This window comes from Rhodanobacter sp. MP7CTX1 (assembly GCF_014205795.1).
GTDB lineage: Bacteria > Pseudomonadota > Gammaproteobacteria > Xanthomonadales > Rhodanobacteraceae > Rhodanobacter.
The window spans coordinates 41,922-55,525 of sequence record NZ_JACHCN010000011.1 but is presented as its reverse complement, the minus strand read 5'-3'; the positions used below and the strand labels follow the sequence as shown (position 1 = coordinate 55,525).

Genomic DNA, 13,604 nt, shown 5'->3' with positions numbered 1-13,604 from the left:
TCTTGCCCGTCATTCCTGCGCAGGGATGACGAGCTGGATGTACAGGGCGTCGACGGTATTCGAACGGCTCAGCGTGTGCGCTTGATCAGGTCACTGACCCTGCGTCGGGCTTTCTGCTGCTGCTCTTTGGTCAGTACCTTCTTGCGCCCTGCGTACGGGTTTTCACCCTCTTTGAAAGCAATGCGAACCGGAGTGCCTTCGAGCTTGTAGCGCTTGCGAAAGAAGTTTTCCAGGTAGCGCTGGTAGGCGGGTGCAATGTGCTTCGTGCGCGTGCCGTGAATAACAATGGTCGGCGGATTGTTGCCGCCCGGGTGCGCGAAACGCAGCTTGGGCGCATGACCATTCACCAGCGGCGGCTGGTAGCTTTCGTAGGCTTTCTCGAGCGTCTTGGTGAGATCCGAAGACACCAGCACCTTGGTCGCCGACGCATGCGCACGAACCACCGCACGCATCAGCTCGCGCAGGCCTGAACCGTGCAACGCGGAGATGTAGACCTGCTTGGCCCAGTCGACAAACACCAGTCGGCGATCCAGTGCGCGCAGGCACTCGTCGCGCTGGTATTGGTCCATGCCGTCCCACTTGTTGACGGCAATCACCAGCGCCCGGCCCTCGTCCATCGCGTAACCGATCAGGGTGAGATCCTGGTCGGCCAGGTTTTCGCGGGCATCGATCATCACTACCACGACCTGCGCGGCAGCAATCGACTGCAGCGTCTTGATGACGCTGAATTTCTCCACGGCCTCTTCAACGCGTGCCTTGCGTCGAATACCAGCGGTATCGATGAGTGTGTAACGCTTGCCGTCACGCTCCAGTGGCACCCGGATTGGATCGCGGGTGGTGCCGGCGACGTCGGAGACGATCAGCCGATCCTCGCCCAGCAGGCGATTGATCAGGGTCGACTTGCCGGCATTCGGACGGCCAACAATGGCAACGCGAATACTGCCGCTCTCGCCGTCCCCTTCAATCGTGCTTTCTTCGTCGACGGGCAGCAGCGGCAGGATGACCTGGATGAGATCGTCGGTGCCGCGATTGTGCGCGGCGGACAACGGTAAGGTAGTGCCGATGCCGAAGGCAGAAAACTCGGCGAGCACGGCCTGCTCTTCAAGTCCGTCGGTCTTGTTGACTGCGGCGATGATCGGCTTGCCGCTGCGACGCAGCTCGTTGAGGATGACGTAATCCTGCGGCAGCAGGCCATCGCGGGCATCGACCACGAAAACCAGCACGTTCGCTTCTTCGATCGCGAGGCGCACCTGCTTCGCGGTCAGGACATCCATGGCCTCTTCGACACCGGACAGACCACCGGTATCGACCACCACGAACGGCCGTTCACCGCTGCGGCAGACACCGTAGTGGCGGTCGCGGGTGACGCCCGGCATGTCGGCCACCAAGGCATCACGGCTGCGCGTGAGCACATTGAAAAGCGTCGATTTACCGACATTGGGACGACCAACTAGCGCGACTACGGGAAGCATGATTTAAGCAAAGTCCCCGCGATCAGTGCGCGGACAGACGGTAGGCGCCGATATGGCCCTTCACGTCCTCGACATAGACGATGTCACCCACGACCAGCGGCTGTGCACGGATCGCTTTCTTGGACAGGCGCTCGCGCCCGGCCAGTGCGCCATCACCGACCTGCAACCAGTGCACGTAGCCTTCCAGGTCGCCGACCACGGCGTAGTCACCCTGCACGGCCGGCCCGGTCACCCAGCGGTATTTGAGCGCGTCGTTCTTCCAGATATTGGCACCACTGCTCTTGTCGAATGCCATCACCTGGGAGTCGTCGTTGACCCCGAAAATTGCATTGCCGTTCGCAGCCAGCGCATCAAAAGTGGAGAGCGGGTGTGTCCACAGCGGCCTGCCGCTGGGGCCGTCCACAGCCACCAGGTTGCCGTGATAGGCCGCGCCATAGAGCGTGGTGCCATCCAGCAGGACCGAGCCGTCGACGTCATCCAGTCGATCGATTTCGGTGCGGCCGACGCCGCTGCCCAGCCGTTGTTCCCACAGCTTCGCGCCATTGTCCTGGCGCAGCGCGATCAGCTTGCCGTCGTCGCTGCCGTAGAACACCACGCCATTGGCTGCCAGCGGCGACCCATTGCCGCGCAGGCTCAGCAGCGGCACCGTGCCCTGGTCATAGACCCAGCTGCGATTGCCGGTTGCCCGATCCAGACCGTAGAGGCGACCGTCCTCGGTGCGCACCACCACGAGGTCACCGACGATGGCGGGGGAAGCGAGCACCTCGGAATTCAGTTCGGCCTCCCAACGCGGGGTCCCGTCTTTGGAATTGACCGCATAAACATGGCCATCCAGCGTGCCGACGGCGAGCAGGTCGCCATCGACGGCCGGACCACCGGCATACATTGCATCCTTACGCTTCTTGTCGCCCCAGCCGAACCAGCCATGGACGGTGGAATTTTTCGTCCACAGGGTCTTGCCGCTGGTGGCATCGATCGCTACCAGGTCACCGTCGGTGCTGTCGGCGTAAAGCACGCCGCCCTCGACGGTCGGACGCATACGCACGCCACTGGCGCCGGCGCCTTTACCAACGCTGGTACTCCAAACCTTGGTCACCTGCACGGTGGGCTTGAAATCCTTGTCCAGCACAGTCGGTGGCTGGACGTTTTCTTTCTTGAACGAATGGCAGCCAGCAAGGGCTACCAGTGAAGTCAGCGTGATCAGCAAAAATCGTTTCATGCACCCTGCTTCCCGGCTACGGCCAAATCATCAAGTTTCATCTTCAAGGCGCCGCGTTGCGGTGCCTCCTCGCTCAGGGCCGACAAGGCCGCCTGATAGGCCTTGCGCGCGTCGTCCGAACGCCCAAGCTTGACCAGCACATCGCCGCGGAGTTCCTGCACCAGCCCCTGATAGTCGTTGGCCGGGATGCGATCGAGCGTGGACAAGGCCGCCGCGGTGTTGTCGCGACCCAGCTCGACCTGCGCGATGCGCAGTTGCGTCAGCGACTTCAACGCCGGATCGCCTGCGTGGCTCTCGGCCCATGCGAGCGAGGCCTCGGCCTTGTCCAGCTGCTTGGCCTGCAGCTGCTGCTTGGCGCGGTCGCTGGCAGCAAAAATGGCGTACGGCGACTTCGCGTAATCCGTCATCAGCTGCTCGCTAAACTGCGCGGCGATGTCCTGCTTGCCGGACGCCTGCGCGATCTGCGCCTGCTTATACAACTGCGACGCCATACTTTCGTTGCGCGCCTGGTGGTTGCGCCACTGCTGCCAGCCGAAAATACCGACCAGACCGATGGCGATACCGGCGACTATGGACAGGCCGTTCTCACGCAGCCATTTTTGAACGCGTTCGCTTTGTTCATAGTTGTCGTATTCTTCAAATGCCATGCATTCACCGTTCATGAGGCTGCATACCTGCTGGCGCGTGAGGGCGGCCAGCGCGGTAAATAAAGGGTAAGCCGATCAGGTCCGCTCGTTACCAAGCAGACAGTGGGCAAGCATAACCGAAATGAACCGCCTGGAGCGGTCTGGACGGTGATCAGAGGCTGGCTGCGGAAGCCTTGCCGTCCTGCACCTGCACGCGGAAATGAGCCACGTTGGCATGCTTGAAATCGTCCAGCCCAACCTGCTGGCCATCGATGCTGACCTGCGCACCGACGGAGTTGCCGATGCGCACATCCAACGGTTGGTCACTGTGGTACGTCTTGTTGCTGCCAGCTGGCAGCAGACCGTATTGCAACCGCGTGCCATCGTGGTCGATCACTTCGACCCAGCTCGCTGAACTCAGATTCAGATTCAGGCTGTGACTGCCGGTACCCACACTGGCCGCGGGCACATCGGCAGGCTTGGGCGCCAACACCGGAGTGGCACTGTCAAGGCTCGGGAACGGTGCCATTGAAGCCATCAACGGCTGCTCTTGCGCCGGCGCTGGCGTCACTGACGGCGGCGTCGCCTGCGCGATGGCGTGAGTTGCCGAGCCGGCGCTGCTGCTGGCCAAGGCCGGCGCATCCTGCTGCGCCACGGGAGCGGCGTCCAGCGGGGCCAGGTGACTCAGGTCCCGATCCAGGGTGCCCCGTACACCCAGCCAGATCATCGGCACCACGATCACCGCGGTCAGGATGACGTAAGTGGCAGCGGTAGCGTAGCGATCCAGCAGGAAGCGCGAATGCGAGATGCCACCGGTCGCCACCAGGGTCGGCTCGATTTGCTTGATGCGATCGAGTTCAACCTGGATCGATGCCTCGTTGATGCCGAGGAATTGACCGTATTTGCCGATATAGCTGCCGAGGTAAATCTTCGAATCGATTCCGTCGTATTCGTCGCGCTCAAGCTGACGCAACACGCGAACCGGCAATTTCAGCGTATGCGCGCAGGTCTCCAGGTCCAGTCCGCGAGCTTCACGCGCACCATGCAGACGAGTGCCGAAACTAGGCACATGCGGCATCGTCGAGGGGCCATCCATGTTGAGCAGGTTGATCCCGAACAGCTCCGGTTCGCTTGAACCGTGTTCGGCCTTATGGGGCTGCATGGAGTTCATGGGCTGGCAGTCGACTCTAGGGCGCGCGCCTGCTCCGAATCCGGGAACTGGCTTTGCAGCCGCTTGCTATAGGTAAGGGCACCTTCCTGGTTACCCAGACGAGATTCAATATCGTGGCCGAGCTTGAGCGCCGCGGGTGTTGGCGCGCCCAGCGCATCAAAGCGCTGGATGAAAGCCCGAGCCCGAAACGTATCGTTGTTCAGAAAAAGCACATTGGCAAGCTGGAAGAGTGCATCCGCGTTGTTCGGGTTATGCGCGATCGCGTCACGAAAACTCGCTTCCGCCCCGGCAACGTCATGCGCGCTCAGCTTGCACACACCGGCATTTGTGAGCGCGACATCGGGCGTCTGGTAGAACGGGTCAGCCACGGCTTTCTGGAAATACACCTGCGCCTCGGCGATCTTGCCGGTATGGCACAGGAAGACGCCCAGGTTGTTGTTCGGGTCGCCCTTGGTCGGCTCCAGCTCAACCGCCTTGCGATAGTGCAGCTCGGCTAGCGGCAGGTTGTTGATGCGCTGGTACAGCACCGCGATGACCGTATGCGCCGGCACATAGTTGGGATCGTACTTGAGCGCCATGTTCAGCTTTTCCAGCGCCCCTTGCAGGTCGCCGTTGGCCATATAGGTCTGGCCCAGCTCGGTATGCACCTGAGCCGCACTCTCGGCCTGGCTGGTCTTGCTGCCTTGCGGCAGCTTGCCAAGGCTGTTGCTGTCGGTGTTCGTGGTGACGCAACCAGCCAGTGGCAACAGCAAACCGAATATCAGTGCCCGCTCAAAGCGCATGCATGGTCCCCTCATCCTGCCGTTTGCGAATATCGGCGCTGCGCCGAGTGCGATCCGTGACCTGCCCCGCCAACTGGCCACAGGCCGCGTCTATATCATCACCACGGGTACGCCGCAACATGGTCAGCACACCGGCATTCAATAATTGCGTCTGGAAGTCACGAATATCGTTCGCATCGGAACGCTCGAAGCGCGTGCCGGGGAATGGATTGAACGGAATCAGGTTGACCTTGCAGGTCGGCAGCTTGCGCATCAGCTTGATCAGCTGTCGGGCATGCTCGGGCTGGTCGTTGACGCCCTTCATCAAGGTGTACTCGAACGTGATCGAGGTACGCGGCTTGCGCGCGACCCAGCGCTGGCAGGCAGCCAGCAGATCGGCGATCGGATAGCGCTTGTTGAGCGGCACCAGTTCGGTGCGCAGTTCATCGTTGGCCGCATGCAGCGATACCGCCAGCGACACGTCGATAGCATCCGAAAGCTGGTCGATCAGCGGCACCATGCCGGCGGTAGACAAGGTCACGCGCTTGGCGGCGAGGCCAAACCCCAGGTCGTCGCGCATCAGGCTCATCGCCTTGACCACGTTGTCGAAATTGGCCAGCGGCTCGCCCATGCCCATCATCACCACGTTGGTGATGCGACGATTCTGGTGCGTGACATTGCCCAGGTATTTCGCCGCCACCCACACCTGACCGATGATTTCGGCGGTCGACAGGTTGCGGTTGAAACCCTGCGCACCGGTCGAGCAGAACTGGCAGTTCAGCGCACAACCGATTTGCGAGGACACGCACAAGGTGCCGCGGGTCGGCTCGGGAATGTACACCGTCTCGATCGCGTTGCCCGAGTCCATGCCCAGCAGCCACTTGTGCGTACCGTCAGTGGCGGCCTTGTCCAGCAGCGTCTTCGGCGCACCGATGTAGCAGACCTCGGTGAGCTTGGCGCGCAGCGCCTTGCCCACGTCGGTCATGTTTTCAAAGTTGTCTTCCAGGTCGTGGTAGATCCACTTCATCACCTGCTCGGCGCGATAGGGCTTCTCGCCGATTTGCGTAAAGAAATCACGCAGTCCCTGGCGATCGAAGTCGAGCAGATTGACCTTGGGGGGGTTCACAACAACCTGGTTCACAACCTGTGCCTCACAACAATGGATCGCTCAGCGCGAAAGTACGTCCGTCGCGGCGAAGAAATAAGCAATCTCCACCTTGGCGGTATCGACTGCATCGGAGCCATGCACCGCATTGGCATCGATGGAGTCAGCGAAGTCGGCCCGAATCGTGCCCGGCGCGGCTTCCTTCGGATTGGTGGCGCCCATCAGGTCGCGATGCTTGAGAATCGCGTTCTCGCCTTCCAGCGCCTGGATCATCACCGGGCCGGAAATCATGAACTCGACCAGCGCGTTGAAGAATGGACGCTCACGGTGCACGGCGTAGAAGCCCTCGGCCTCTTTGCGCGACAGCTGCTTCATCCGAGCGGCGATGACCTTGAGGCCAGCCTTCTCGAAACGTGCGTAGATTTCACCGATGACGTTCTTGGCAACGGCGTCGGGCTTGATGATGGAAAGGGTGCGCTCCAGCGCCATACGGGTCTGCTCCGGAAAAAGACAAATTCAGGTTAAAAGTCGTGGCCGAATGGCCGACAGATGGGCTAAACCTGACAAGGATTGAGGATTTAGCTCGCGAAAGTGTGACAGATTCTAACTCATACGGAAATACGCCGCCATTGACAACTACCCCATGGTTTGACGGTGGCGAAGCTGTCCGCGTATGCTCAAACGATCGTTTGAACCGGCCTGACGGCCGATGGATGATCCCGCTCGTGAACAGCTCCGGCTCGACCAAGGAACGCATACTCGGCGCTGCCGAGGTTTTGTTTGCCCAGCGCGGTTTCGACGGCGCGTCGCTACGCCAGCTGACGGCCGCCGCCGGCGTCAATCTGGCTGCCGTCAACTACCACTTCGGCTCCAAGGAAAAGCTGGTCGAGCAGGTCTTCCGCCGCCGACTGGACGCGCTGAACGAGCGCCGACTGACCGCCCTGGCCAAGGTAGCTGGCGCGGACGGCACCACCCTGGAAGACGTGCTCGCTGCCTATATCCGCCCCGCGCTGGAGCTGTCGCACGACGACAACGGCTCCCTGTTCATGCGCGTGCTGGCCCGCGCGTTTGCCGAGCATGACGACAGCCTGCGCCAGTTCCTGTCCGAGAACTACGGTCATGTGATGCGCCAGTTCACCGCCGAATTCGCCCGCCTGCTGCCGCAACTGAGCAAGCAGGAGCTGTACTGGCGCATCGATCTGGTGACTGGCGCGCTGACCCATGCGATGTCCGGCTTCGGCATGATCCAGCGCAAAAGCGACGTCAGCGAGCATGCCCATCGCGAGCAGACCGCGCAGCATCTGATCCGTTTCGCCGTCGCGGGCCTGAGCCATCCCTGATTCCGTGTCATCGGCCGGCAACGGCCCTTAGTCCCATCTCAACGTGCAGTCCCATTCCCCACAAGTTTCGTGTTCGCTCAATCGGAGAAGCCAATGACCGCAGCATCCCCACCCTCATCAGTGCTACGCATCCGCAAGGCTGCCGTGCTGGGCGCCGGCGTCATGGGCGCGCAAATCGCCGCGCACCTGACCAATGCCGGCGTCGAAACCGTGCTGTTTGACCTCGCCGCAAAGGAAGGCCCGAAAAGCGGCATCGCGCTCAAGGCCATTGCCAACCTGGCAAAGCTGTCGCCTGCCCCGCTCGCCGACAAGAACCTCGCTGCCGCCATCATTCCGGCGAACTACGACGAGGACATGGCGCATCTGAAGGACGTCGACCTGGTGATCGAGGCGATCGCCGAACGGATGGACTGGAAACTGGATCTCTACAAGAAGATCGCACCGCACCTGTCGAAGACGGCGATCATCGCCTCCAACACATCGGGCCTGTCGATCAATAGCCTGGCCGAAGCGTTACCCGAAGAGATGCGTCATCGCTTCTGCGGCGTGCATTTCTTCAATCCGCCGCGCTACATGCATCTGGTCGAGGTCATTCCCACCCGACTCACCGACGCCAACGTGGTCACCGGGCTGGAAGCGTTCCTGGTAACCACCGTCGGCAAGGGTGTCGTCATCGCCAAGGACACGCCGAACTTCATCGGCAACCGCATTGGCGTGTTCTCGATGCTGTCCACGATGTATCACACCGACCAGTTCAAGCTTGGGTTCGACACGGTCGACGCGCTGACGGGTCCGGCGCTGGGCCGTCCGAAGAGCGCCACCTACCGCACGGCGGATGTGGTCGGCCTGGACACTATGGCGCATGTGATCAAGACCATGGCCGATACCCTGCCGGACGACCCGTGGCACCAGTACTTCAAGGCGCCGGTTTGGCTGCAGGGATTGATCGACAAGGGCGCGCTGGGCCAGAAGACCGGCGGTGGTTTCTACAAGAAAGTCGGCAAGGACATCCAAGTCCTCGATGTCGCCAAGCAGGATTTTCGCCCGTCAGAACAGAAGCCGTCCGACGAAGTCGCCGCGATCCTGGCGATCAAGGATCCGGCCGAGAAGTTCGGCAAGCTGCGTGCATCGGGCGATCCGCAGGCGCAGTTCCTGTGGGCCAGCTTCCGTGACCTGTTCCACTACACCGCCTACCACCTGGCTGATATCGCTGACACCGCGCGCGACGTCGACTTCGCGATCCGCTGGGGATACGGCTGGAAGCTTGGCCCGTTCGAGACCTGGCAAGCCGCCGGGTGGCAGCAGATCGCCAGCTGGATTAATGAAGACATCGCCGCGGGCAAGGCCATGAGCAAGGCGCCGTTGCCGGCCTGGGTCACGGATGGCCGAAAAGGTGTGCATGGCAAGGATGGCTCGTATTCGGCCAGCGCCAACGCGGACAAGCCGCGCTCGAATCAGCCGGTGTACAAGCGCCAGTTGTTTCCTGATCCATTGCTGGGCGAGAAGTTCGACCAGGGAACCACGGTGTGGGAAAACGACGGCGTACGTTTGTGGACGCTGGGCGACGACGGCATCGGCATCCTTTCGTTCAAGACCAAGATGAACACGGTCAACGACTTCGTGCTCGACGGCGTGCAGCACGCGATCAAACTGGCCGAGGAAAAGCTCAAGGCCCTGGTGATCTGGCAGACCGGCGAACCGTTCTCCGCTGGTGCGGATCTCAAAGGTGCGCTAGGCCTGCTGCAAGCCGGCAAGATCGCCGACTTCGAGAAGATGGTGGAAAACTTTCAGCGCACCAGTATGGCAATCAAGTATTCGCTGGTGCCCGTAGTGTCCGCCGTGCGCGGCATGGCATTCGGCGGTGGCTGCGAATTCCAGATGCATTCGGCGCGTACCGTCGCTGCGCTGGAAAGCTACATCGGTCTCGTTGAGGCCGGCGTGGGCCTGCTGCCGGCTGGCGGTGGTCTGCATGAGCTGGCTGTGCGCGCGGCCAAGGCAAATCCGGGCGATCCGTTCGAGGAGCTGAAGAAGGTGTTCGAGACCATCGCCATGGCCAAGGTCTCCGCCAGTGCGTTCGAAGCCAAGCAGCTCGGTCTGCTGCGCGACAACGACGTGGTGGTGTTCAACGCCTACGAGCTGCTCTACGTCGCCAAGCAGGTGGCCAGCGCGCTGGCCGAAAGCGGCTACCGTCCACCGCTGCCGGCGCGTGCGATTCCGGTTGCAGGCGACGTCGGTACCGCCACGTTCAAGGCTTCGCTGGCGAACCTGCAGGCCGGTTACTTCGCGTCCGAGCACGATGTGGCGATTGCCACGCGGATCGCCGACACCCTGTGCGGTGGCGTGATCGAGCGTGGCTCGACGGTCGACGAGGAATGGCTGCTGGCGCTGGAGCGCAAGCATTTCGTGGAGCTGGCGCAAACGGAGAAAACCCAGGCCCGCATCGCCCACACGATGACCACCGGCAAACCGCTGCGCAATTAATCGATCGTCATTCCTACGAAGAGACAACCGGCCTAGCCGGGATGACGACCAAGAAAATCACAGGGCGTCGCCGCGAATCGCGCGACGCAACGGAGCAAATCCCATGACCAAGCAAGTGCAAGATGCCTACATCGTCGCCGCCACCCGCACCCCGGTAGGCAAGGCGCCGCGCGGCGTATTTCGCAACACCCGCCCCGACGACATGCTCGCCCACGTGATCCGTGCCGTGATGGCGCAGGCGCCAGGCATCGACCCCCATCGCATCGGTGACGCCATCATCGGCTGCGCCATGCCCGAGGCGGAGCAAGGCATGAACGTGGCGCGCATCGGCGTGCTGCTGGCCGGCCTGCCCGACACCGTGCCCGGCGTCACCATCAATCGCTTCTGCTCTTCCGGCCTGCAGGCCGTCGCGATGGCGGCCGACCGCATCCGCCTCGGCGAAGAGCACCTGATGCTCGCCGGCGGTACCGAGAGCATGAGCATGGTGCCGATGATGGGCCACAAGATCGCCATGAATCCGGCGATCTTCAACGACGAAAACATTGGCATCGCTTACGGCATGGGCATCACCGCCGAGAACGTGGCGAAAAAGTGGAAGGTCAGCCGCGAGCAGCAGGACGCCTTCTCGGTGGAAAGCCACCGTCGCGCGCTCGCCGCCATTGCCGCCGGTGAATTCAAGGAAGAGATCAGCCCGTTCGCGCTCGATGATCACTACCCGAATCTCGTCACCCGCGGCATCGTCACCGACAGCCGCCACATCGACACCGACGAAGGTCCGCGCGCCGGTACCACGCTCGACGTACTGAGCAAGCTCAAGACCGTGTTCCGCAACGGCCAGTTCGGCGGCACCGTCACTGCGGGCAACTCCTCGCAGATGTCCGACGGCGCCGGTGCCGTGCTGCTCGCCAGCGAACAGGCGATCAAGGATTACGGCCTCACACCGCTCGCCCGCTTCGTTGGTTTCTCCGTCGCTGGCGTGAAGCCGGAGATCATGGGCATCGGCCCGAAGGAAGCGATTCCGAAGGCACTCAAGCAGACCGGGATCACCCAGGATCAGCTGGACTGGATCGAGCTCAACGAAGCATTCGCCGCACAGGCGCTTGCCGTGATGGGCGACCTCGGCCTGGATCCCAGCAAGGTCAATCCGCTCGGCGGAGCGATCGCACTCGGCCATCCTCTCGGTGCCACGGGTGCCGTGCGAATCGCCACGTTGCTGCACGGCATGCGCCGGCGCAAGCAGAAGTACGGCATGGTCACCATGTGCATTGGCACCGGAATGGGTGCGGCGGGGGTTTTCGAAGCGCTTTAACCTTGTTGCTGCTCATGTAGATATCCAGCTTCTTCCTGGTGACGAACAACGGCGCCGCAGCAATGCGGTGCCGTTGTTCGACACGGCATGCGTGCCCTCTTTGACGTATTACGCCAAACGTAATAGCCTCCGCCCATGATCAGGAGCTTCCGCTGCAAGGACACGCAGGCGCTTTTCGAGGGTGGCAATCCGAAACGATTCCGCGCCATTGAGGGCGCGGCCATCCGCAGGCTGTCCCAACTCGACGCTGCGCATACACTGGAGTTCCTACGCTCGCCACCGGGCAACCAGATGGAAGCGCTGAAACACGACCGCGCAGGCCAGCACAGCATCCGCATCAACCGGCAGTGGCGAGTATGTTTCGTCTGGACAGCCGCCGGCCCGGAATACGTCGAAATCGTGGATTACCACTGAGAATTGCCATGAAGCCACCGGTCAATCGCATGCGTCCCGTACATCCCGGCGAAATACTGCGCGAGGACTATCTCGTGCCGCTGGACATGAGTGCCAACGCATTGGCCCTTGCGCTCAGCGTACCGGCCACACGCATCCATGAAATCGTCAACGAGCGGCGCGGCATCAGTCCCGATACCGCCGAGCGTCTGGCTCGTTACTTCGGCGGCGATGCCGTGTCGTGGCTCAATCTGCAAGCCACTTACGATCTGAAAACTCTGCCCACTCGCGAGGAAATCAAGCGACGAGTGGAGCCGAGGGCGGCTTGAGTTTCCTTATGGCAGCCACATCCCTTTAGCGCTTCAGGCAAGGACATACGCGGCGGGCGAAACGTGGGCATCGATCAGTAGCGGCCCCGCTCAACCCGGCAATGAAGTTTTCGACAGGGCATCCGCGGTGCGTGAGCGGGTGCGATTCCAGCCGTTCACGAACGTGCGCAGCTTCCCGCCTACGACGGCGATCACCGGATATGCCGACAGGCGTATGGCCGGGAACGTCCCCGGCGACGTGGCCAGGCCGATCTGATGCTCGGCTCGCATCCTGGCCGCCTTCGCGGCAAACAAGGCCTTGGTACCCGATCGGGACACATCCGAAGCGGAAGCCGCCTGGCGCGAGGTCTCGATGCTCTGATGCAGGTGGGCGAGATGAAGTTCGCTGAACGCCTGGCTCAGTGCGGGAATCTTGAAGGGTGATGCAATGTACTCATCCAGCAAACTGCCCAGCATGGCGGCGACGCGTAGTGCGATCTGACGATTCGCGCGCTCCACGTGCGCCACACTGACGGGCACCTGATAGGCGCCTTCAATGGCGGTCACCAGTGCCTGGAACTCGGCCTGGTTGAGCGGGCGATGATCCAGCGGCGTCATTCTGCGATTTTTCAGCCACGCCTGATCGGCGGCGGCAAGCGCGTGCGAGCGATGGGCTGCACGGTGCATAGCCTCTTCCATCGACAGACCGTCAGTGACCGTCAGCCGTGTGGCCAGTGCCTCCTGAGTCAACGGTTGCGGCCGTGCCGTGCCGTCGTCTTCGTACCAACGGCGGTACTCCAGCGTGGAAGCATAGAAGAGATTCACTGGCGGGCGAACGGTAGCCAGTGCCTCGGCGGCATAGTCAAGCGCGGGAGCGATCGGGCGCAGCCCGACGGATCGGGCGCCCAGCACGCGGTCAAGCAGAACCTCCGCCGTAACCAGGTGCAAGTGATAGGGCGCTCGAGGATCGTTCTCACCAAGCACCGGAAAGTAGACAAAGCGAATGCGTCGGGCGTGGGTTGCGGTTGCTGCCGGACGCGTGTCGGCAGTCCCGGTGGTCTTTCTCGCGCCATGACAACCGTGGCCGGCGATCCGGTGCCCGATGGGCGCCCGATGCGCCGTAGGCAGATTCCCCAGGATGGCGTCGACGGTCGGGTTGGAAACAACGACAGACTGGGCCGGCGTGGCCTGTTGTACAGCTGAGGTTACCGCGACCTGCGCACTCACATAGCGACCTTTTTGTGTGTGGCCACGGCGCTTGTCTTCGCAAGCGCCGTGGCCACCTTGGACCCGCGTCATCCAGCCTGGACAACTTCGGCTTCAAGATCGCATTCCGTCTGCTTTGAAAGTGTGCTCCAGATACCAGTAACCGAACTCCGTCGCGGCTTCAGGGGAGGATAAACGGCCGACGGCCGCTAA

At 62.1% G+C, this 13,604-nt stretch carries 13 protein-coding genes; 5 read left to right on the top strand and 8 right to left on the bottom strand.

The genetic code is table 11. The features are described from left to right. Positions 1-68: 68 nt before the first annotated feature. The 7 genes from der to ndk all read right to left on the bottom strand — a co-directional run bounded on the left by der (position 69) and on the right by ndk (position 6,843). The gene (gene der / locus HDE77_RS13930) at positions 69-1,472 is read right to left on the bottom strand and encodes a ribosome biogenesis GTPase Der (protein WP_184418143.1); all 1,404 of its coding nucleotides are present in this window, start codon (positions 1,470-1,472) and stop codon (positions 69-71) included. Between the two features lie 22 nt (positions 1,473-1,494). After that, positions 1,495-2,691: an outer membrane protein assembly factor BamB gene (gene bamB, locus HDE77_RS13925; protein WP_184418141.1), complete on the bottom strand. Its 1,197-nt coding sequence runs from the start codon at positions 2,689-2,691 to the stop codon at positions 1,495-1,497. Then, complete coding sequence (locus tag HDE77_RS13920; RefSeq protein ID WP_184418139.1) at positions 2,688-3,338, bottom strand: tetratricopeptide repeat protein; 651 nt, start codon at positions 3,336-3,338, stop codon at positions 2,688-2,690. The genes bamB and HDE77_RS13920 overlap by 4 nt, the downstream gene beginning before the upstream one ends. Positions 3,339-3,489: 151 nt before the next feature. Then, positions 3,490-4,479 (bottom strand): RodZ domain-containing protein, encoded by a 990-nt coding sequence (locus HDE77_RS13915; protein WP_184418137.1) that lies wholly within the window; start codon positions 4,477-4,479, stop codon positions 3,490-3,492. Between the two features lie 5 nt (positions 4,480-4,484). Then, positions 4,485-5,270, bottom strand: coding sequence for a type IV pilus biogenesis/stability protein PilW (gene pilW, locus HDE77_RS13910; protein ID WP_184418135.1), 786 nt, complete (start codon positions 5,268-5,270; stop codon positions 4,485-4,487). After that, entirely contained in the window at positions 5,260-6,390 is a 1,131-nt protein-coding gene (gene rlmN, locus HDE77_RS13905; RefSeq protein WP_184418134.1) for a 23S rRNA (adenine(2503)-C(2))-methyltransferase RlmN, read from the bottom strand. Before rlmN ends, pilW begins: the two co-directional genes overlap by 11 nt. Positions 6,391-6,417: 27 nt before the next feature. After that, the gene (ndk, locus tag HDE77_RS13900) at positions 6,418-6,843 is read right to left on the bottom strand and encodes a nucleoside-diphosphate kinase (RefSeq protein WP_184418132.1); all 426 of its coding nucleotides are present in this window, start codon (positions 6,841-6,843) and stop codon (positions 6,418-6,420) included. A gap of 236 nt (positions 6,844-7,079) precedes the next feature. Between ndk and HDE77_RS13895 the strand changes: the two genes are divergently transcribed. From HDE77_RS13895 to HDE77_RS13875, 5 genes are all read left to right on the top strand, one after another. Next, positions 7,080-7,694, top strand: a complete 615-nt coding sequence (locus HDE77_RS13895) for a TetR/AcrR family transcriptional regulator (RefSeq protein WP_343206115.1) — start codon at positions 7,080-7,082, stop codon at positions 7,692-7,694. A gap of 93 nt (positions 7,695-7,787) precedes the next feature. Next, positions 7,788-10,175 carry a 3-hydroxyacyl-CoA dehydrogenase/enoyl-CoA hydratase family protein gene (locus tag HDE77_RS13890; RefSeq protein WP_184418128.1) on the top strand — a complete coding sequence of 796 codons (2,388 nt, stop codon included), beginning with the start codon at positions 7,788-7,790 and terminating at the stop codon, positions 10,173-10,175. 103 nt (positions 10,176-10,278) lie between these two features. Continuing rightward, entirely contained in the window at positions 10,279-11,484 is a 1,206-nt protein-coding gene (locus HDE77_RS13885; RefSeq protein ID WP_184418126.1) for an acetyl-CoA C-acyltransferase, read from the top strand. Positions 11,485-11,619: 135 nt separating this feature from the next. Beyond that, positions 11,620-11,898: a type II toxin-antitoxin system RelE/ParE family toxin gene (locus tag HDE77_RS13880; RefSeq protein ID WP_184418124.1), complete on the top strand. Its 279-nt coding sequence runs from the start codon at positions 11,620-11,622 to the stop codon at positions 11,896-11,898. 8 nt (positions 11,899-11,906) lie between these two features. Then, positions 11,907-12,206, top strand: a complete 300-nt coding sequence (locus tag HDE77_RS13875; protein WP_184418122.1) for a HigA family addiction module antitoxin — start codon at positions 11,907-11,909, stop codon at positions 12,204-12,206. A gap of 90 nt (positions 12,207-12,296) precedes the next feature. On the opposite strand, the gene HDE77_RS13870 is transcribed toward HDE77_RS13875, so the two are convergent. Then, positions 12,297-13,484 carry a hypothetical protein gene (locus HDE77_RS13870; protein ID WP_255482720.1) on the bottom strand — a complete coding sequence of 396 codons (1,188 nt, stop codon included), beginning with the start codon at positions 13,482-13,484 and terminating at the stop codon, positions 12,297-12,299. Positions 13,485-13,604 lie beyond the last annotated feature (120 nt).